We start from the raw sequence: 20,367 nt of genomic DNA on the forward strand, positions 1-20,367 counted from the left end.
GGGTCATCCTTTCAGGGCCCCGCCCAGCAGGCCGGCCACGAACTGCCGCTGGAAGACCAGGAAGAGCACCATCAGCGGGAGCGTGGCCAGGAAGGAGCCGAGCATCAGGCCGGAGTAGTCGACGTGGGTCAGCCCGGTCAGTGTGTTCAGCGCGACCGGCACGGTGTACCTGTCCTCGCTGTTGAGCATCAGCAGCGGCCAGATGAAGCTGTTCCACTGGCCCATGAAGGTGAAGATCACCAGCGCGCCCAGCTGCGGCCGCACGCACGGCAGCACGACCTGGTAGAAGGTGCGCAGCTCGCCGGCGCCGTCGATCCGGGACGACTCCAGCAGCTCGTCGGGGAAGTCCAGGAAGCCCTGGCGCATCAGCAGGATGCCGAAGGAGTTGGCCAGGAACGGCACGATCACGGCCTGGTAGCTGTCGATCCAGCCGAGGCTGGCCATCATCTGGAACAGCGGGACCAGCAGCACCTGAAGGGGGATCATCATGGTCGCCAGCACCAGGCCGAGCAGCAGCCCGCGGCCGCGGAAGCGGTACTTGGCCAGCCCGTAGCCGCACATCGCGGACAGCAGCGCGCTCAGCACGGTGTAGACGACGGCGATCCCGAGGCTGTTGAGCAGCACCCGGCCGAAGCCGATGGTCTCCTGGAGGTGCACCAGGTTGCGCAGCAGGTTGCCGCCGGGCAGGAACGGCGGTGGGGAGTGGAACAGTTCGGAGCTGCTGTGGGTGCTGGCGATCAGCATCCAGGCGAAGGGCACCAGGCTGAGCACGGCGCCGAGGGTGAGGACGGCGAGGACGGCGAGGCGGCCGAGCCGGGCGGGCAGCGGGGTGCGGCCGAGCCGGGCGGGCCGGCTTCTCGGCGTGGTGCTGCTCATCGGCGGCGTTCCCTTCCGTAGAGCCGGAACTGGAGCAGTGAGACCGCCGCGATGATCAGCACGACCACCCAGGCGATGGCGGCCGCGTAGCCGAAGTCGAGCTGCTGGAAGCCGACCTTGTAGAGGTAGACCACCGGGGTGAGCGTGGCGTCGCCGGGACCGCCGCGGGTCAGCACGTAGTTCTCGTCGAAGAGTTGCAGGGTTCCGATGGTGGAGGTGATGACGCAGAACAGCACCACCGGGCGCAGCTGCGGCAGGATCACGCTGGTGTAGGTGCGCACGGTGCCGGCGCCGTCGAGGGCGGCGGCCTCGTACTGGTCGCGGCCGATCGCGTGGAGTCCGGCCAGCAGGATCACCGCGTTGTAGCCGGTCCATCGCCAGGTGACCGAGCCGATCAGCGAGATCCTGGCCCAGGTGGGCGAGTTGAGCCAGTCGACCGGGCCGAAGCCGAGGGCGTGGAGGAACTGGTTGGCGAGGCCGCCGTCGGTGCGCAGCAGGACCTGGAAGACCACGGCGTAGGCGACCAGGGTGGTGATCGCGGGCAGGAAGAACACCGCCCGCCAGCCGGATCGGAACCGCAGCCAGGACTGGTTGAGCAGGACGGCCAGCACCAGGGCGAGGCCGATCATCACGGGTACCTGGACGGCGAGGATCATGCCGGTGTTGACGAGGGAGTGCAGGAAGGCGGGGTCGTCGAACATCCGCCGGTACTGGTCCAGGCCGACCCAGACGTCGGCGCCGTCGCGGCGGGCGGTGAAGCTCTGGTAGAGGCTGGCGCCGAGCGGGTAGGCGAAGAAGGCGACGAAGAGGACGGTGGTGGGCCCGGCGAACAGCCAGGCGGCTGTGCGTGGGGAGCGCCGGCGGCGGGCGGGGGCGGCCTGGCTCGGGGCCGCCGCTTTGCGCAGGGCGGCCGGGAGGCTGCTGGTCATCGGGCCCGCCCCTACGCGACCGTCTGGCGGCCGGTCGCGGTGGCGATCTGGCGGGCGGCGGAGCGCAGCACGGTGCCCGGGTCGGCGCCGTTGTGCAGGACCTGGTTGACGGCGGTGGTGACGATGTCGCCGGCCTTGGAGTCGTCCGCGGTGAGCTCGACGGTGGGGATGTCACGGGTGAGCCCGGCGAACATCTGCATGGTCGGCTGGCCGCCGTAGTAGGGGGCGGGCTGCTGGAAGTACGGGTCGTCCAGGGCGGGGAGGTAGGCGGGGAAGAGGCCCTCGTGCTGCATCATCGAGGCCTGGTTGGCCTTGTCGGCGAGCAGGAAGGAGAGGAAGGCCCAGGCCGTCTCCGGGTTCCCGCTCTGCGCGGTGACGCACAGGGTGGAGCCGCCGGTGTTGGAGGTGCGGACGCCGCCGGGGGTGAAGGCGGGCAGCGGGACGACGCCGAACTTGCCGCTGAGGTCGGCCATTTCGGCGGTGAGGGTGCCGTCCCACCAGGCGGCGGTGGGGGTGGTGGCGGCCTTGCCGTCGTGGGTGCCGGAGACGAGTCCGTCCCAGCCGTTCTCGAAGTCCACCAGGTCGCGGTCGACGAGCTGCTTCAGCAGGGTGAGCGCGCGTTCGGCGGCGGGGGTGGCGACGGCCACCATGCCGTCGGTGAACCAGCGCTGGCCCTGCTGCTGGAGCAGCATGGCGAAGAGGCTGTCCTGTTTGGCGTCCAGGATGAGCAGCTTCTTGCCGGTGGCGGCCTTGAGGGTGGTGCCGGCGGTGACGTAGTCGTCCCAGGTGTGGAGGCCGGCCGGGTCGATGCCGGCCTGCTGGAACAGGTCGCGCCGGTAGAACAGGGCGCACGGACCACTGTCCCAGGGCAGGGCGTGGACCCGCCCTTTGGCGTCCGTCACGGTGCGCCAGGAGGATTGCGCGTACTGGGACTTGAGGTTCGCGGCGCGGCTGGTGAGGTCGACCAGGGCGTTCGGGAAGTTGCCGATGTAGGTGGGCAGTTTGTGGCCCTCGACGGTGAGGATGTCGGGCAGTCCGCTGCCGGCGCCGAGCCCGACGGCGATCTTGTCGTAGGCGTTGTCGTAGCCGATGTCCACCACCTCGACGGTGGTGCCGGGGTGGGCCTGTTCGAAGACCTTGCCGAGCCGCTGCATGGCCTTGGCGGCGACGTCCCAGGACCAGATGGTGACCTTCCCGGCGAGGGCGGCGCCCGGGCTGCCGGTGAGCTGCTTGGCGCTGGGGCCACCGGCACCGCCGGTCGCACAGCCGGTGGCGCCGGCCAACAGCATTGCGCCGCCTGCGAGTCCGGCCGACAGGACGCGGCGGCGGGACGGCCCCGGCGAGAATCCGCCCTGGTCGCGGGCGAGTTGGGGATGTTTTCTGTGCCGGGTTTCTGCGGACATCTTGCCTCCCGACTGGTGAATGCCGAATGCTGTATACAGAACTCAGCATTCACAACCCCGTCAAGGCTTGTGACTGAAATCGCGGAAGGTGCCCCGATGAGCACACGCGTCCCCCGAACCCACCCGTACATCCCCAACTCCGCGCCGGAGGTGAGGAGAGCGATGCTGGCGGCGGTCGGCGCCCAGGACGTCGAGGAGTTCTACGCCGACATCCCCGCCGCCCTCCGGCTGGACCGCCCGCTGCGGCTGCCCGAACCGCTCGGCTCCGAGGCCCGGCTGGTCGCACACATGGAGGAGCTGCTCTCCCGCAACACCGTCGTACCGCCGGGCCGCAGCTTCCTCGGCGCCGGCTGCTACCGCCACCACGTGCCCGCCGTGGTCGACGAGATCGTCAACCGCAGCGAGTTCCTCACCGCCTACGCGGGCGAGCCGTACGAGGACCACGGCCGCTTCCAGGCGCTGTGGGAGTACCAGTCGCTGATGGCCGAGCTGCTGGCCGTCGAGGTCGTCAACGTCCCGACGTACGACGGGTTCCAGGCCGCCGCGACCGCACTGCGGATGGCCGGACGGGCCACCGGGCGGCGTCGGCTGGTCCTCGTCGGCGCGATCGACCCGGACCGGCTCTCCCGGATCCGCGACTACGTCCGGGGCGTCCACGAGCTCGTGCCCGTCCCGGCCGATCCCGCCGCCGTCCGGGCCGCGCTGGCCGAGGGCGACGCGGCCGCCGTCTACGCCCAACTCACCGACCACTGCGGCCGGGTGGACCAGGAGCTGCCGCAGTACATCGAACTCGCCCACCGGTCGGGAGCGTTGGCGGTCGTCCACGTCAACCCGATCAGCCTCGGCGTGCTCACCCCGCCCGCCGAACTCGGCGCCGACCTCACCTGCGGAGACCTCCAGCCGCTCGGCATCCACCCCAGCTTCGGCGGCGGCAACGCGGGCTTCATCGGCAGCCCGGACGACGAACGCCTGGTCTCCGAGTACCCGAGCCGGCTGTTCGGCCTCGCCCCCACCGACGTCCCCGGCGAGTACGGCTTCGGCGACGTCGCGTACGAGCGCACCTCCTTCGCCCTGCGTGAGGAGGGCAAGGAGTGGGTCGGTACCGCCGCCGCCCTGCACGGCATCGCCGCCGGGGTCTACCTCGCACTGATGGGCCCGCACGGCATGCGCGAGATCGGCGGGACGATCCTCGCCAACACCGCCTACGCCCGGCAGCGCCTCGACCGCGTCCCCGGCGTGGAACTGCCGGACCCGGAGGCCGTGCACTTCGCCGACTTCACCGTCCGCTACACCGGCGAACGCACCGCCGCCGAGATCGCCGAGGCGCTGCTCGCCCTCGGCCTGCACGGCGGCACCCCGGCCGGAACCCACGAGGGCCGCTACTGCGTGACCGAGCTGCACACCCGGGCCGACATCGACCGCCTCGCCGACGCACTTGAGGAGATCGTGAAGTGACGAACCATCAGGCCAGTGGCTCCGTGGACCCCAGGATCGCCCCCAAACCCGCCCTGCGCCGTTTCCACCAGGCCCGCTGGGACGAGAAGCTCGTCTTCGAACTGGGCTCCCCCGGCGAGCGCGGCGTCCTGCCCCCGCTGCCCGAGCCCGCCGTCACCGCCGCCGTCGGCGACCCGGCCGAGCGGCTGCCCGCCGCGCTGCGCCGCAGCGCGCCGCCCGCCCTGCCCGAACTCGGCCAGCAGCAGGTGCTCCGGCACTACCTGCGGCTCTCCCAGGAGAACCTCGGCGCCGACCTCAACGTGGACGTCGGCCAGGGCACCTGCACCATGAAGTACAGCCCCAAGGTCAACGACACCTTCGTCCGCGACCCCCGGATCGCCTCCCTGCACCCGGCGCAGGACGCCTCGACCGTCCAGGGCGTGCTCGAACTCGTCCACCGACTGGAGCAGTTGCTCAAGGAGATCTCCGGCATGGACCGGGTCAGCCTCCAGCCCGGCGCGGGCTCGGCGGCGATCTGGACCAACGTCTCGGTGATCCGTGCCCACCACGCCGCGCGCGGCGAGCTGGAGCAGCGCGACGAGATCATCACCACCGCCTTCTCCCACCCCTCCAACGCCGCCTGCGCCAAGACCGCCGGCTTCAGGGTGATCACCCTGCACCCGGACGCCGACGGCTACCCCGACATCGAGGCGCTGCGCGCCGCCGTCGGCCCGCGCACCGCCGCGCTGCTCATCACCAACCCCGAGGACACCGGCATCTACAACCCCCGGATCGCCGAGTTCGTCCGGATCGTCCACGAGGCCGGCGGCCTGTGCGCCTACGACCAGGCCAACGCCAACGGCATCCTCGGCATCACCCGGGCCCGCGAGGCCGGCTTCGACCTGTGCCACTTCAACCTGCACAAGACCTTCTCCACCCCGCACGCCTGCGGTGGCCCGGCGGCCGGCGCCTGCGGCGTCACCGCCGAGCTCGCGCCCTACCTGCCGCGCCCCACCGTCGAGTTCGACGGCGAGCGGTACGTCCTGGACGACGACCGGCCCGACTCGGTCGGCAAGATCCGCCCGTACCTGGGCGTCGTGCCGAACCTGGTGCGCGCCTACGCCTGGATCACGGCGCTGGGCGCCGAGGGGCTGCGCGAGGCCGCCGAGACCGCCGTACTCAACAACAACTACCTGCTGCACCTGGTGAAGCAGATCCGCGGCGTCTGCGTCCCGTACGCCGAGGGGCGCCCGCGGGTCGAACAGGTCCGCTACAGCTGGCAGCAGCTCAACGAGGACACCGGCCTGCACAGCGAGGACCTCGGCTACCGGGCCGCCGACTTCGGCACCCACTACTGGACCAGCCACCACCCGTACGTCGTCCCCGAGCCGATGACGCTGGAGCCCACCGAGTCCTACTCCCGGGCCGACCTGGACGAGTACGCGGAGATCCTCGCCGAGGTCGCCCGCGAGGCGTACGAGGACCCGGAGACCGTCCGCAGCGCGCCGCACAACTCCACCGTGCACCGGATCCGGCACGAACCGCTGGACGACCCGGCGGTCTGGGCGGTCAGCTGGCGCGCCTACCGCCGCAAGGTCCTGGGCGAGCAGCCGTGACGTCCGCGCCGGGAGCCCGGATCGGGCTCGTGGTCAACCCGGTCGCCGGCCTCGGCGGCCGGGTCGGCCTCAAGGGCAGCGACGGCGCCGAGGTCCAGCGGCGGGCCCTGGCGCTCGGGGCCCGCCCGCAGGCCGTCGCCCGGGCCGCACTGACGCTCGGCCAACTCCCCTCGGACATTGAGCTGATCGTCGCCGACGGCCCGATGGGCGCCGAGTCCGCCCGCGTGGCCGGCCGGCCGGCTCGGGTCGTCCACCGGCCCGCCGGGGCGGACACCACCGCCGCCGACACCCGGGCGGCGGTGCGCGCCCTGGTCGCGGCCGGCGCCGGGCTGCTGCTGTTCTGCGGCGGCGACGGCACCGCCCGCGACGTGCTCGACGCGCTCGGGCCCGAGCCCCGCCTGCCGGTGCTCGGCATCCCGGCCGGCGTCAAGATGCACTCCGCGGTGTTCGCCCTCCACCCCCGGGCCGCCGCCGAGGTCGCGGCCGCCTGGGCGGCCGGCCGGGGCGTACGGCTGACGGCCGCCGAGGTGGTGGACCGGGACGAGGCCGCGCTGCGGGCCGGCCGGGTCTCCGCCCGGCTGTACGGCCGGCTGACCGTCCCGGTGCTACCCGCCCGGGTGCAGCAGCGCAAGACCGGCAGCTCCGGACCCGCCCCGGGGACGCCGGCCGGCATCGCCGCCGAGGTCGCCGAACGGGTCGGCCCCGGCGGCCTGCTGCTCCTCGGGCCCGGCAGCACCACCTACGCGGTGGCCACCGCACTCGGGGCGCCGGGCGCCAGCCTGACCGGCGTCGACCTGCTGCGGCTCGGCCCCACCGGCGCGCTCGGCCCCGGCCACGCCGACGGCCTCGCCACCCCCGCCCGGGTACTGATCCACGACGCCCGGGCCGACCAGCTGCGCACCCTGCCCGCCGCCCCCTACATCGCCCTCTCCCCGATCGGCGGCCAGGGCTTCCTGCTCGGCCGCGGCAACCAGCAGCTCACCCCCGAACTGCTGCGCACCGCCGGCCGGGAGCGGCTGCTGGTGCTCGCCACCGAGGCGAAACTCGCCGCCCTGGCCGGCCGCCCGCTGCTGCTGGACACCGGCGACCCCGAACTGGACGACGCCCTCTCCGGACACGTCCGGGTGATCACCGGCCGCCGCTGCGGCGCCGTCTACCGGCTGTCGGCCTGACCCTCCCACCCCTTGCAGAGGAGCTCCCCCATGATCGACCTGCACGGCAAGCGCGCGATCGTCACCGGCGCCGCCTCCGGCATCGGCCGGGCCACCGCCGCCCTGCTCGCCGAACTCGGCGCCTCCGTCGTCCTCGTCGACCTCGACGCCGAACGCGGCGAACAGGCCGCCAAGGAGATCGGCGGCACCTTCGTCCGCTGCGACGTCTCCCGGCGCACCGACTGCGAGCGCGCCGTGCGCACCGCCGTCGAGCGACACGGCGGCGTGGACGTGCTGTTCAACAACGCGGGCATCATCCGCCGCTCCACCGTCACCGAGATCAGCGACGAGGACTGGGACCTGGTGATGGCCGTCAACGTCCGCTCGATCATGCTGCTCAGCGGGCTGGTGGTGCCGCTGATGGCTGCGAACGGCGGCGGCAGCATCGTCAACACCGGCTCCGGCTGGGGCATCAAGGGCGGCGGCCGGGCCATCTCCTACTGCGCCTCCAAGGGCGCCGTGGTCAACATGACCCGGGCGATGGCCATCGACCACGGCCCCGACAACATCCGGGTCAACTGCGTCTGCCCCGGCGACACCGACACCGGCATGCTCGCCGAGGAGGCCCGCCAGCTCGGCGAGAGCCCGGACGCCTTCTACACCGACGCCGCCGACCGCCCGCTCGGCCGGATCGGCCAACCCCGGGACATCGCCCAGACCGTCGCTTTCCTGGCCAGCGACGCCGCCGCCTTCGTCAGCGGCGCCGTCATCGCCGTGGACGGCGCCGGCACCGCGTGACCCGAAGCACAGCGCTGTCGACGGCTGCGGGCGACCGGCCGTCGGCGCCGGTCGCCCGGCCGGTACGCTACGGACCGAGGAAGAAGGGAAGCCCGATGGCGATCGAGCGGCGTCCGCTGCGCGAGCAGGTGAAGGACGAACTCCTGGAGCAGCTCGGCCGCGGCCGGTTCACCCCCGGCGAGTCGATCAACGAGGTCCAGCTCGCCGAGGAACTGGGCGTCAGCCGAACCCCCCTGCGCGAGGCCCTGATCAGTCTGGAACGCGAGGGCATCATCACCAGCGAGCGCGGCAAGGGCTTCCGCTTCGCCCCCACCGGCAAACAGGAGTTCCTCGACCTCACCGCGATCGTGATCGCCCTGGAGTCGCTGGCCCTGCGCACCTCCGACCCGGCACACCTGGCCGAGATCGCCCCCCGGCTGCTCGCCGAGGCACGCGCCTTCTCCGCCCCGCAGGCCCCGCACGGCACGATAGAGCGCTACGACGACGCCTGGCACGCCCTGCTGCTCTCCGGCTGCACCAACGCCCGGCTGCGCGAGATGATCGACTCGCTGAAGCTCACCCTGCACCGCTACGAGCGGGTGGTGGTCGGCGACCACGAGATCCTGGAACGCGCCGCCGAGGAGCACGAGCGGATCGCCCAGTTCCTGCTCGACGGCGACCTCGAACAGGCCGTCACCGCGCTGGAGGCCAACTGGACCGGCGGCATGGAGCGCATCCTGGACCGGCTGCCCCCGGTCGCCGCGCTCTGAACCCGCTCCGGTCGTCAGTCGAGCACCTCGGCGACGCCCGGGGTGAGCCAGTGCAGCCGGTCGGCCAGGCCCGCCTCCGCGAACCGTGCGGTGGTCTCCGTCCGCCCCTCGGTGAAGTGCTCCCACGAGGTGTAGTGGACGGGCACGACCCGGCGGGCTCCGAGCGAGGTGGTGAGCGCGGCGGCCTGCGCCGCGTCCATGGTGATCAGCTCGCCGCCGCCGAAGGCCTCGATCCGGGCGGCGCCGAGGTGCAGCAGGGCCGTGCCGATCCGGAACCTCCGCCCCACCTCGGCCAGTTCGGGGAGGTGGACGGTGTCGCCCGAGACGTACAGCGCCTCCTGCTCGCCCGGCACCTCGACCACGAACCCGGTGACCTCCCCGACCGGCCCGTGCACACCGGGCGTGCCGGTCACCCGCAGGGTGCGGCCGTTCACGGTGAGGTCGCGGGTCTGCCACGGCGCCAGCCCGAGCGCGCCGCCGCCGAGCCGGGCCGCCCCGCCGACCGTGGTCAGCACCGGACGCCCGTCGAGCAGGGTACGGCCGGTGGCGTCCAGATTGTCGGGGTGCTCGTCGTGGCTGAGCAGCACGGCGTCCACCGGCGGCAGCTCGTGCACGCCCGTCGCCGGGCCCCGGGTGCTGCGCAGGACCACCGGGTCGTGCCGGTATTCGGCGGGGGCCGGGTCGAAGACCGGATCGGTGAGCAGCCGCAGGCCGCCGGCCTCCAGCAGGACCGTCGCCGTTCCGATGTGCGTGGCCGTGATCCTCACAGTGTTCCTTCTTTCGCGGTGCATCGATGTTCAGTCGGTGTTCTCGGCCGGGATCCGGAACCGGCGCCGGTAGTCCCCCGGGGTGGTGGACAGCCGGTCCCTGAACACCCGGTGCAAGGTCTCCACGGAACCGAAGCCGCAGGCCCGGGCGACGCCCGGCAGCGGATGGTCGCTGCGCTCCAGCAGCCGGCGGGCGGCCTCCAGGCGCAGCTCCTCCACGTAGGCCCCGGGGGTGGTGCCGGTCTCCGCGCGGAAGACCCGGGCGAAGTGCCGTTCGCTCATGGCGAGTCGCCCGGCGAGCACGGGCACCGACAGCTCGGTGTCCAGGTGTTCGGCGATCCAGCGGCGCAGAGCGCCCAGGTCCGCCCGGCCGCCCGTACGGTGTGCCAGGGGGACGCTGAACTGGCTCTGGCCGCCCGGTCGTTGGAGGTACATGACCATGATCCGCGCGATCTGCAGCGCCAGGTCGTCCCCGTGGTCCTCGGCGACCAGGGCGAGGGTGAGGTCCATGGCGGTGGTCAGGCCGGCGCTGGTCCAGATCCGCCCGGAGCGGATGAACACCGGGTCGGCGTCCACCTCGACGGCCGGATGGTCGGCGGCCAGCCGCTCGGCGGTCGCCCAGTGGGTGGTCGCGCGATGCCCGTCCAGCAGTCCGGCCGCCGCCGTCACGTGCGCGCCCGCACAGACCGAGGCGATCCGCCCGGCCCGCGGCCCGGCCTCCCGCAGCCAGGCGACCACCACCGGATCCACCTGCGGCACCGGTCCGTCCGGCCCCAGGTCCACCCGCCCCGGCACCAGCACCGTGTCCGGCCGCACCCGCTGCTCGGCCAGGGTGTCGGTCACGTACAGCGGCACCCCCGAGAAGGTCGCCACCGGCCCGCGCCGCTCCGCGCACACCCGCACCTCGTAGCCCGGCCGCCCGGGCGGCAGCAGCCGACCGGCCAGCGCGAGGACCTCGGCGGGCCCGGCCACGTCCAGCGCGTTCACTCCGGGGAACACCGGGATCACGACCAGATGCGACAGGCGGGGTGCGTCGTTCATGCCCCCACCCTCGCCCGACGACACCGATGGCGGCAATGACGGGAGTCTGCAACATCCGGCCACCGCCCCATCCGGCACCCGCCCCGGCAGGCCCTACGCCCCTGGACCGACCGCCCCGGGACCGACGCCCGATGGACCCTCCACCGCCTCCCCGCAGCATGATGGCCCGCATGTGGGGCAAGTGGATCGACTGCCGGGTGCGGCCCGGAGCACGCGAGGCGTTCGCCGCCGGCCAGCGGCGCTGGTCGGCGATCTCCGACCAGCCGGGCCTGGTCGGCCAGGCCGGTGGCTGGGCACCCGACGCCGACCGGGCCCTCCTGCTCGGCCTGTGGAGCGACGAGCCCGCGTACGCCCGCTTCATGCGCGAGCGCCACGATGGGGCCGCCGCCCAGGCCGGCCAGCGCTCCGGCTACCGCACGATCGAGGTCGCCACCGGCCCGGTCGTCCTCACCATGCCGGGCGCGGCCCCCTCCCTGCCCGACGCCCTCACCCGCGCCACCGTTCTGCGGGCCGCCGACTGCCGGCTCCACCCCGGCCGCACCGAGCACTTCCTCGACGTCCAACGCCGACTCTGGGCCCCGGGCATGGCCGCGGCGGACGGCATGCTCGGCGGCACCGTCACCCGCCTCGCGCCCGACCGCTGCCTCGTCACCACCCTCTGGACCACCCCCGCCGCCCACCACGCCTACACCACTCACCACCTCCCCGCGCTGCTCCCCCGCGCCGCGGTCCCCACCGACGTCCGGACGCTCACCGGCCACCTGCTCCGCCTCGAACCCTCGTGGCTGGTCCGAGGGGAACCAGGTCGACGCTGACCGGCCTCAGCGGACGCAGCCCGACGGCCGTCACGACCATGCCGCACCGGGCACGGCAGCCGGCCGAAGGGAGGTCAGGCGGGCCAGCGCAGCACCGCGCCGAGGCCGCCGGGCGGGCCGGGGAGGGTGTCCGGGACGAGCAGGGCCTCGGCCGCGCAGGCCGTCGCGGCGCGCAGCAGGGCGTCGGCGGCGGGGGCCTGCGCCGGGCGGCGGACGCCCATGTCGCGCAGGTCGGCCCGGTGGACGCCGAGGTGCTCGGGTTCGGGGCCGGTCCACACCGGGCGCTCCGGGTCGTGGCCGCCCGTCTGGAGGAGCAGCGCGGCGAGCTGGTGCTGCCGGGCGGCGCTCAGCACGGCGGGGATGCCCTGGGCGGCCTGGCCGGGCGCGGTCTCGGTCCCGGCGGCGTCGGTGCGGTGTTCGCCGGGGCGGCCGACACCGGTGTGGAAGGCGTCGAGCAGCTCGGCGAGGTGCCGGCTGCGGTGCTCCTTCCAGGCTGCGGCGAGGCGCCGGTCGAAGGCTTCCCGGGAGGTGCCGCCGGCCCCGGTGCCGCCCTCCAACTCGACGGTCGCCGAGTGGAGTTGCTGCGGCAGCCGGTCGTGGACGGCCCGGCGCTCCCGGGCGCCGCCGGTGAGGACGAGCAGCTGGGCGCCGCTGTGCGGCCAGGTGTGGGCGAGGTGCTCGGCGACGATCCCGGCGGTGCGCTCCCAGCTGTCCTCGACCCGGTGCCGGTAGTGCCACTCGTGGCGGTCGGCGGGCGGGGCGCGGTGCCCGCGGCCCTGCCACTGCGGGCCCTCGACCGTGCCCATCGGCTCGCCGCGCCCGAGTTCGTAGCGCTCCAGGTCCGCCCCGGTGCGGTCGACGGCCGCAACCAGGCAGGCGGGCACCGCGTCGTCCAGCAGGCCGAGCAGCGGGCCGGTGTGCGGAAGCGGGGCCCAGGTGGCAGCGACGTCGGGCGGGGAGAAGGCGAGCGGGACGTCCAGCGCCACCTCGCCGTCCGCCGCGAACAGCGCCCGCCCGGGCGGGGACCCGGCCGCGGGCGCCTCGGCCAGGTGGTCGCGGACGGCCGCGCAGCTGGGTGCGTCGGCTCCGGCGCCGGCCAGCCGCTGGACGGCGGCGCGGTCGAGCAGCGCCCGGCGCCGGGCAGCGTCCTCGGTGGCGCGGGAGGTGTCGAGGTAGACGGAGGCCCAGGGTCCGGGCCGGTCGAGCAGCGGGGTGAGGAAGGCGAGGTCCATGGCGGCCTCCCGGGATCGGGTCTTGGAGTCGGTGGGCGGGTCGGTTCGGGCTCCCGGCGCAGGGGGCTCAGTGCCCGAACAGGTGCCGGATCCGGCCGCCGGGGCGTGCCGCCGTCGGCCGGCCGCCCTGCCCGGCGGCCCGCTCCTGCGGCGGCACCCGCATCTCGTCGGAGCCGCCCACGGCGCGTTCCGCAGGGGCGGGGTGCCGCACCGGCTCCGTCGGCGGGTCCTCCGGGCTGCCCGACCCGCCCTGCGCCGACCGCTCCACGGGAGTGCCGGACCGCCGTACCCTTCGCGGGGCCCGCCAGGACAGCCCGATCATCGCGAGGCCGAGACAGAAGAGCAGGGCCAGCGCCACAGCGGAGAGGCAGATGTTCAGGCTGTTCAGCGCCACCAGGTTGTTGCCCAGGATCGTCACCTGGTCACCGGGCCCGCCGGAGAGGTTGTCCGCGATCGGCAGTCCGGCGAATGCGCCGGACGCCGCCGTCAGCGGAAGTCCCAGCAGCACCATGGGAATCCCTTCCGTCCTGGTCTCGACCGGCCCCCGCGTGGATCCGCGCCTACCCGCCCCGGGCGGCCCGTAACGGCCGCCGGAAAACCCGCAGGAACGTCAGCGGCCGGTCGTCGCGACGAGGCGGCGCGGCGTGGCCCGGGCGGGAGGGCCGAGCGTCACGGGGCGGTCGGCCGGATCGGGGGGCTGGTCGCGCAGCAGGTCCCGGACCGCTCCGCGACGACCTCGATCCCGGTGTGGGTCGTACGGAGCAACGGTACATGCGGAGCAACGGTGGTCGGGCGGCGGCCGGTGGCGCGGGAAACGGGCCTACTCGGTCTGGACGGCGATCAGACAGGTGTCGTCGTCGGTGTCGGCAGGGCTGAGTTCGAGCAGCCGGTCCAGGTACTGCTCCAGGTCCGGGCCGGGGGCGCCGGCCGCCTCGATCAGCTCCTCCACCGACTCCTCCACCGGGCGGTCCCGGCGCTCGACCAGCCCGTCGGTGTAGAGCAGCAGGACGTCTCCCGGGTCGAGCCGCGCGGTGCGCTCCTCGTACTCGGCATCGTCCAGCGCGCCGAGCAGCACGCCGTGCGGCAGCGACAGCACCTGGGCGCCGTCCGAGCCGAACCGGATCGGCGGCAGGTGGCCGGCCCGGGCCCAGTGCAGTTCGCCGCCGAGCGGGTCCAGCAGCACGCAGACGGCGGTCGCGGTGACCTGGCCCGGTTCGCGCAGAGCGACGGTGTTGGCCCACGCCAGCAGCCGGCCCGGGCCGGCTCCGGTGACGGCGAGGCCGCGCAGGGCGTGCCGCAGTGCAACCATCCCGGTGGCCGCGCCGACGCCGTGCCCGGCCACGTCCCCGACCGCGAGCAGCACCCTCCGGTCGGGCAGCACCAGCACGTCGTACCAGTCGCCACCGACCCGGTCGCGCTGGGCGGCGGGCCGGTAGCGGACGGCGGCGTGCAGGCCGGTGACGTCGAGCGGGGGAGGCGCGGCCGGCAGGATCGCCTGCTGCAGCCGGAGTGCCAGCTGCGCCCGCTCCGCCGACTCCTGCTCGCTGTCGGCCAGCCGCTCCCGGGTGGCGCCGAGGGCGACCTCCGTCCAGTGCTGGGCGGAGACGTCGTGGTACGCGCCGCGGACGGCGACCAGTCGGCCGGCCTCGTCCACCACCGGCTCGGCGATCACCCGGGTGAAACGGTGGGTGCCGTCCGGGTGGTCCAGCCGGACCACCGCGGAGGCGGTGCGGTGGTGGTGCCGGACGGTGTCCAGCAGGCGCCGGATCGCCGGCCGGTCGTCCGGGTGGGTGTGCCGCGCGAGCCGGTCCAGCGGTACGGGCGGAGCGCCCGGCGGCAGCCCGTACAGCTCGTACAGCCCGTCGCTCCAGCGGATCCGGCCCTCGGCGGGGCACTCCTCGAACCCGGCCACCCGGGCCAGCCGCTGGGCCTGGCGGAGCAGGGCGATGCGCTCGTCCTCCTCCCGGTCGTCCTCCAGCTGCCAGCAGAGCAGCAGCCGGTTGCCGAGCGGGACGACCGAGACCAGGACGGCCGCCGGGACGGCCGGCCCGTGCTCCCGGAAGGCCAGCCGGACCCGCTCGGCGGTCGACGGCGCGCCGGTCTCGTACGCGCGCAGCAGCCGGTCGAGCAGTCCGGCGGCGCAGGCCACCGGGTAGGTCTCCAGCAGCGAGGCGCCCTCCAGCGCCTCCCGGGGGCGGCCGAGCGGGTCGCGGAAGCGGGCGTTGACCCGCAGCACCGTGAAGTCGGCGATCCGCCCGGCCCGGAGGGCGGGGGCCAGCAGCAGCGCGGGCGTGAGCAGCCCGTCCAGGAGGGCGGCGGCCTGCTCGGGGGCGACGGCCTCCGGGGGCGGGCCGAGCAGGGTCGTGCACAGGTCGGCGAGGGCGTACAGCTCGCGGCGCCGGGCCGGGCCGAACACCGGGGTGGCACCCGGGCCGGCGGCCGGCCAGAGCAGTTCCAGCGCGCCCCTGCGGCGGCCCCGGTCGAGCAGCGGGAGGACCGCCCGGGTGGCGCCGACGCCCACCGAGGGCCCGTCCGTCCCGGGCTCGCCGGGCCACAGCTCGGTTCCGCCGCCGACGACGAGCTGCGCCGGGGTGGGCACGCCGGGCGGCACCCGGGCCCAGCCGGCCACCTCGTCGGCGCAGAGCCCGGCGTGCGCGGCCAGGGCGAGCGCGCCGCCGGGCAGCCGCTGCCAGACGGCCACGGCGCGGACGCCGAGCGCCGCGGCCTGGTCCAGCACGGCTCCGGTGGCGTGCTCCAGGTCGGGCGCGGCGGCGAGTGCGGGCGCCACGGGTGGGCCGGCCTCCGGCGGCCCGGCGACGGGAAGGCCGACGGCCGACGGCGCCGCTTCCGGCCCGGTCCCCGTTTCCGGACCGGCCCCCGTTTCCGGCCCGATCCCCGTGTCCGGCTCCGGCTTCGGCTCCGGAAGCCCCGCGATGTCCGCTGCCAGCGCGAGCACCGGCACTCCCGCCTCCCGGGCCAGCCGGGCGAGGTACGCGGCGGCCTCGGCGACCGGCAGGCCGAGCCGCTCGGCCAGGATGCCGGTGGCGAGGTTGACGGCGGCCTTGGTCCGCGCCTCGGCGTGCGCCCGGGCGGCGGCCGCTTGGAGGCGGCGGACGGTCTCGGCCAGGGCCCGGGCCGTGCGTTCCGCGGACTCCTGCCGGCCGGTCACGGCGTACCCCGGAGCCGGGCCACGGTGTCCTCATGCCGGGCCGCACCGCCGCCGTGCCGAAGAGCGGTCATGACGCGCCCAGCCAGTCCCGCATCCGTTCCAGCAGCCGGCCGGTGTCGACCGGTTTGGTGATGTGGTCGTCGGCCCCGGCGGCCAGGCTGCGGTCCCGATCTCCGGGCATGGCCTTGGCGGTGACGACGACGACCGGCAGCCGCTCGAAGCGCGCGTCGGCCCGGATCGCCGCGATGGCCGCGTAGCCGTCCATTCCGGGCATCATGACGTCCATCAGCACCAGGTCGGTCTCCGGGTGGGCGCGCAGCAGGTCGACCCCGGCGCGGCCGTCGGAGGCGTGCAGGACGGTCAGTCCGTGCTGTTCCAGGGCCGCGGTGAGCGCGAAGACGTTGCGGATGTCGTCGTCGACGATCAGCACGGTCCGCCCGGCGGGCGGTCCCGCCACGGCCGGGCCACCGGCGGCCGGCCCGGCCGCCGGGGGACTCTCGCCTCCGAGCGCGCGGATCACCCGCACCCGCAGCTCGTCCAGCCCGCCGACCTGCTCCACGCCCGCGGGCGGCGGGCCGCCGCCCCCGTACCCGAGCACCGGCGGGCCCTCCGCCGCCGCGAACTCCCCGAGCAACGGCGCGAGGTCCGCGGAGCCGACCAGGTCCAGCAGGACGCACCGGTAGGGCCCGCCCGTGAGCGCGGCCCGCAGCCCCGCCTCGTCATCCACCCCGTGGATCCGCACCGGCGACGGCGGCCCGCCGTCCGGTGAAGCTCCCGTCGACGGACCTCCCGACGGCCCTCCCGAGCGTCCGTCCGGGGGACCGCCCGACGAAGCCTCCATCTCCCCGACCGCCGCCCGGGCGAGCTGGGTGAGCAGCCCCGGCGGCTCGGGCTCCACCACCAGGACCCGCGGCTCGGACCCGCCCTCCGCCGCCTGCTCGCCCAGCGGCAGGTACAGCGTGAACCGGCTGCCCTGCCCCGCCGCCGAGCGGACGGTGATGGTGCCGCCGAGCAGCCGGGCGAGCTCCCGGCTGATCGACAGCCCGAGGCCGGTGCCGCCGTAGCGCCGCGCGGTGGAGCCGTCGGCCTGCTGGAAGGCGCCGAAGATGGTGTCCAGGTGGGCCGGGTCGATGCCGATCCCCGTGTCGTCCACGTGGAAGGCCACCGCGGCACGCGCCCGGCCGAGTCCGGACGGCAGTTCCGCCTCCTCGACGCGTTCGATCCGCAGCTCGACCCGGCCGGTGTCGGTGAACTTGACGGCGTTGGACAGCAGGTTGCGCAGCACCTGGCGCAGCCGGGCCTGGTCGGTGGCGATCCGCTCCGGTACGGCCCGGTCGACGGACATCTCGAAGGCGAGCCCCTTCTGGTCGGCCAGCGGCCGGAAGCCGGACTCCACGTACTCCAGCAGTTCGCGCACCGCGAAGGGTTCGATGGCCAGGTCCATCTTCCCGGCCTCCACCTTGGAGAGGTCGAGGATGTCGTTGATGAGCTGGAGCAGGTCGGTGCCGGCCGAGTGGATCACACCCGCGTACTCGACCTGCTTGGGGGTGAGGTTCCCGCTGTTGTTCTCGGCGAGCAGCTGGGCCAGGATGAGCAGGCTGTTCAGCGGGGTGCGCAGCTCGTGGCTCATGTTGGCCAGGAACTCCGACTTGTACATCGATGTCCGGGTCAACTCCCGCGCCCGTTCCTCCAGTTCCTCGCGACCCTGCTCGATCTCCAGGTTCTTCGCCTCGATGTCCCGGTTGCGCTGGGCGAGCAGCGCGGCCTTATCCTCCAACTCGGCGTTGGAGCGCCGCAGTTCCTCCTGCCCGTCCTGCAACTCCTCGGAGCGGGCCTGGAGTTCGGCGGTGAGCCGCTGGGACTCGCCCAGCAGCTCGTCGGTGCGGGCGTTGGCCAGCAGGTTGCCGAGGTTGGCCCCGCAGGCCTCGGCGAACTGGGCCAGGAAGTCGCGGTGCACCTCGGTGAACGGGTGGACGGAGGCGAACTCCATCACGCCGATCAGCCACTCCTCCAGGGCGATCGGCAGGATGACCACCGAGCGGGCGTCACCGCTGCCCGCGGCGGAGGAGACGGTGGCGTAGCCGGGCGGCAGATCGTCCACGGCGACGCTCCGCCGGGTGCGGGCGGCCTGGCCGACCAGGGTCTCCCCCAGCCGCAGCCGCCGTTGCTCCCCGGCCGGACGGCCGTAGGCACTGATCAGGGCCAGTTCGGTCTCCTCCGCGCCCTCCTCGGCGAGGAAGAACGCGCCGTACTGGGCGCCGACCAGCGGGGTCAGCTCGTCGGTGATCATCTCGGCGACGGCGCGGATGTCCCGGCGGCCCTGGATCGCGGCGGAGAAGCGGGCCAGGTTGGTCTTGAGCCAGTCCTGCTCCTGGTTGGCCAGGGTGCTCTTGCGCAGCGATCCGACCATCGCGTTGATGTTGTCCTTGAGGTCGGCGACCTCGCCGGAGGCGTCCACGCTGATCGAGCGGGTCAGGTCGCCGGCCGCGACGGCGCTGGTGACCTCGGCGATCGCCCGGACCTGCCGGGTCAGGTTGCCGGCCAGCTCGTTGACGTTCTCGGTGAGCCGTTTCCAGGTGCCGGAGACGCCCTCCACCCGGGCCTGCCCGCCGAGCCGGCCCTCGCTGCCGACCTCCCGGGCCACCCGGGTCACCTCGGCGGCGAACGAGGACAGGGTGTCCACCATGGTGTTGACGGTGGTCTTCAGCTCCAGGATCTCCCCGCGCGCGTCCACGTCGATCTTGCGGGTCAGGTCGCCCTCGGCGACGGCGGTGGTGACCTGGGCGATGTTGCGCACCTGGCTGGTCAGGTTGTGCGCCATGAAGTTGACGTTGTCGGTGAGGTCCTTCCACGTCCCGGCGACGCCCCGGACGGTGGCCTGCCCGCCCAGGATGCCCTCGGTGCCGACCTCCCGGGCCACCCTGGTCACCTCGTCGGCGAACGCGGACAGGGTGTCCACCATGGTGTTGATCGCGTCGGCAAGGGCCGCGACCTCGCCCTTGGCCTCGACGGTGATCTTCCGCGACAGGTCGCCGCGGGCCACCGCCGTCGCCACCTCGGACATCGAGCGGACCTGGCCGGTCAGGTTGGAGGCCATCACGTTGACGTTGTCGGTGAGGTCCTTCCACGTCCCGGAGACGCCCCGGACGGTGGCCTGCCCGCCCAGGTTCCCGGCGGTGCCGACCTCCCTGGCCACCCTGGTCACCTCGTCCGCGAACGAGGACAGCTGGTCGACCATCGTGTTGATGGTCTCCTTCAGCTCCAGGATCTCGCCGCGCGCGTCGACCCGGATCTTCTGGGTCAGGTCGCCCTCCGCGACAGCGGTGGTCACCTCGGCGATCGAGCGGACCTGGGCGGTGAGGTTGTCGGCCATGACGTTGACGGACTCGGTGAGCGACTTCCACGTGCCGGAGACGTCCCGGACGTCCGCCTGGCCGCCCAGCCGGCCCTCGGTGCCGACCTCGCGCGCGACCCGGGTGACCTCGGCGGCGAACGAGGACAGCTGGTCGACCATGGTGTTGATGGTCGTCTTGAGTTCCAGGATCTCCCCGCGCGCGGCGACCGAGATCTTCTGGGTGAGGTCCCCCTCGGCCACGGCGGTCGCCACCTGGGCGATGTTGCGCACCTGCCAGGTCAGGTTGCCCGCCATCGCGTTCACCGAGTCGGTCAGGTCGCGCCATGTCCCGGCGACGCCCGGCACCTGGGCCTGACCGCCGAGCCGGCCCTCGCTGCCGACCTCCCGGGCCACCCTGGTCACCTCGTCCGCGAACGCGGACAGGGTGTCCACCATGGTGTTGACGGTGCTCTTGAGTTCCAGGATCTCGCCGCGCGCGTCCACGTCGATCTTCTGGGTGAGGTCGCCGCGGGCCACCGCCATGGTGACCTGGGCGATGTTGCGCACCTGCCAGGTCAGGTTGCCCGCCATCGCGTTCACCGAGTCGGTCAGGTCGCGCCACGTCCCGGCGACGCCCGGCACCTGGGCCTGACCGCCGAGCCGGCCCTCGCTGCCGACCTCCCGGGCCACCCTGGTCACCTCGGAGGTCACCCGGGCCAGCTGGTCGGCCATGCCGTTGAAGACCACGGCGATCTCCCCCAGCACCCCCGGCCGGTCCAGGACGAGCCGGGTTCGGAAGTCCCCGTCGCGCACGGCCGTCAGCCCGGCGAGCAGTTGCCGCAGCGCCTGCTCGGCCGGATCGGCCGCGGGGGCTCCGGGTACCGGCTGCTCGTCCATCCGTCCACCGTCCGGATCGCTCGCACGGCCGGGGTGCCAGGTCCGGGCACCTCGGCCCCGAGGGCGGCGGGCCGCCGCCCTGCTCCCACTGTGCCACCGCGGGCCGGGGGTGACACGCGGGGCGGTTCGCGCGGGGCCGGGCGGCCGGCGCGGGCC

15 protein-coding genes are annotated in these 20,367 nt (G+C 74.2%); 6 read left to right on the forward strand and 9 right to left on the reverse strand.

The window, feature by feature from the left end; translation table 11 throughout:
* Positions 1-3: 3 nt before the first annotated feature.
* From AB0O11_RS28280 to AB0O11_RS28290, 3 genes are read right to left on the reverse strand one after another with little or no spacing between them, the layout of a single operon-like run.
* Positions 4-876, reverse strand: a complete 873-nt coding sequence (locus AB0O11_RS28280) for a carbohydrate ABC transporter permease (RefSeq protein ID WP_363392393.1) — start codon at positions 874-876, stop codon at positions 4-6.
* Positions 873-1,805 carry a sugar ABC transporter permease gene (locus AB0O11_RS28285; protein WP_363392394.1) on the reverse strand — a complete coding sequence of 311 codons (933 nt, stop codon included), beginning with the start codon at positions 1,803-1,805 and terminating at the stop codon, positions 873-875. Before AB0O11_RS28285 ends, AB0O11_RS28280 begins: the two co-directional genes overlap by 4 nt.
* An 11-nt stretch (positions 1,806-1,816) precedes the next feature.
* A complete protein-coding gene (locus AB0O11_RS28290) occupies positions 1,817-3,208 on the reverse strand; it encodes a sugar ABC transporter substrate-binding protein (RefSeq protein ID WP_363392396.1) in 1,392 nt (463 codons plus the stop codon).
* 96 nt (positions 3,209-3,304) lie between these two features.
* On the opposite strand from AB0O11_RS28290, the gene gcvPA reads away from it, so the two are divergent.
* The 5 genes from gcvPA (at position 3,305) to AB0O11_RS28315 (ending at position 8,956) form a co-directional block, all read left to right on the forward strand.
* The gene (gene gcvPA / locus AB0O11_RS28295) at positions 3,305-4,663 is read left to right on the forward strand and encodes an aminomethyl-transferring glycine dehydrogenase subunit GcvPA (protein WP_363392397.1); all 1,359 of its coding nucleotides are present in this window, start codon (positions 3,305-3,307) and stop codon (positions 4,661-4,663) included.
* Positions 4,660-6,258: an aminomethyl-transferring glycine dehydrogenase subunit GcvPB gene (gcvPB, locus tag AB0O11_RS28300; protein ID WP_363392398.1), complete on the forward strand. Its 1,599-nt coding sequence runs from the start codon at positions 4,660-4,662 to the stop codon at positions 6,256-6,258. The genes gcvPA and gcvPB overlap by 4 nt, the downstream gene beginning before the upstream one ends.
* A complete protein-coding gene (locus tag AB0O11_RS28305; protein ID WP_363392400.1) occupies positions 6,255-7,430 on the forward strand; it encodes an NAD(+)/NADH kinase in 1,176 nt (391 codons plus the stop codon). Before gcvPB ends, AB0O11_RS28305 begins: the two co-directional genes overlap by 4 nt.
* Before the next feature lie 30 nt (positions 7,431-7,460).
* Positions 7,461-8,207: an SDR family oxidoreductase gene (locus AB0O11_RS28310; RefSeq protein ID WP_363392401.1), complete on the forward strand. Its 747-nt coding sequence runs from the start codon at positions 7,461-7,463 to the stop codon at positions 8,205-8,207.
* 95 nt (positions 8,208-8,302) lie between these two features.
* Complete coding sequence (locus AB0O11_RS28315) at positions 8,303-8,956, forward strand: GntR family transcriptional regulator (RefSeq protein WP_363392403.1); 654 nt, start codon at positions 8,303-8,305, stop codon at positions 8,954-8,956.
* 14 nt (positions 8,957-8,970) lie between these two features.
* On the opposite strand, the gene AB0O11_RS28320 is transcribed toward AB0O11_RS28315, so the two are convergent.
* On the reverse strand, positions 8,971-9,723 hold the full coding sequence (locus AB0O11_RS28320) for an MBL fold metallo-hydrolase (protein ID WP_363392405.1): 753 nt from the start codon (positions 9,721-9,723) through the stop codon (positions 8,971-8,973).
* Positions 9,724-9,753: 30 nt separating this feature from the next.
* Positions 9,754-10,764 carry a GlxA family transcriptional regulator gene (locus tag AB0O11_RS28325; RefSeq protein WP_363392407.1) on the reverse strand — a complete coding sequence of 337 codons (1,011 nt, stop codon included), beginning with the start codon at positions 10,762-10,764 and terminating at the stop codon, positions 9,754-9,756.
* 170 nt (positions 10,765-10,934) lie between these two features.
* On the opposite strand from AB0O11_RS28325, the gene AB0O11_RS28330 reads away from it, so the two are divergent.
* Positions 10,935-11,579: a DUF4937 domain-containing protein gene (locus tag AB0O11_RS28330; RefSeq protein WP_363392408.1), complete on the forward strand. Its 645-nt coding sequence runs from the start codon at positions 10,935-10,937 to the stop codon at positions 11,577-11,579.
* Positions 11,580-11,653: 74 nt separating this feature from the next.
* Here AB0O11_RS28330 and AB0O11_RS28335 read toward each other — a convergent pair whose 3' ends face one another.
* The 4 genes from AB0O11_RS28335 to AB0O11_RS28350 all read right to left on the reverse strand — a co-directional run bounded on the left by AB0O11_RS28335 (position 11,654) and on the right by AB0O11_RS28350 (position 20,211).
* Complete coding sequence (locus tag AB0O11_RS28335) at positions 11,654-12,811, reverse strand: hypothetical protein (protein ID WP_363392410.1); 1,158 nt, start codon at positions 12,809-12,811, stop codon at positions 11,654-11,656.
* Between the two features lie 67 nt (positions 12,812-12,878).
* A complete protein-coding gene (locus AB0O11_RS28340; protein WP_363392412.1) occupies positions 12,879-13,322 on the reverse strand; it encodes a hypothetical protein in 444 nt (147 codons plus the stop codon).
* Between the two features lie 309 nt (positions 13,323-13,631).
* Positions 13,632-15,980, reverse strand: coding sequence for a SpoIIE family protein phosphatase (locus AB0O11_RS28345; protein ID WP_363392414.1), 2,349 nt, complete (start codon positions 15,978-15,980; stop codon positions 13,632-13,634).
* Between the two features lie 67 nt (positions 15,981-16,047).
* Positions 16,048-20,211 carry a HAMP domain-containing protein gene (locus tag AB0O11_RS28350; protein ID WP_363392415.1) on the reverse strand — a complete coding sequence of 1,388 codons (4,164 nt, stop codon included), beginning with the start codon at positions 20,209-20,211 and terminating at the stop codon, positions 16,048-16,050.
* Between the last annotated feature and the right edge of the window lie 156 nt (positions 20,212-20,367).

This window comes from Kitasatospora sp. NPDC093102, assembly GCF_040683915.1.
Lineage (GTDB): Bacteria > Actinomycetota > Actinomycetes > Streptomycetales > Streptomycetaceae > Kitasatospora.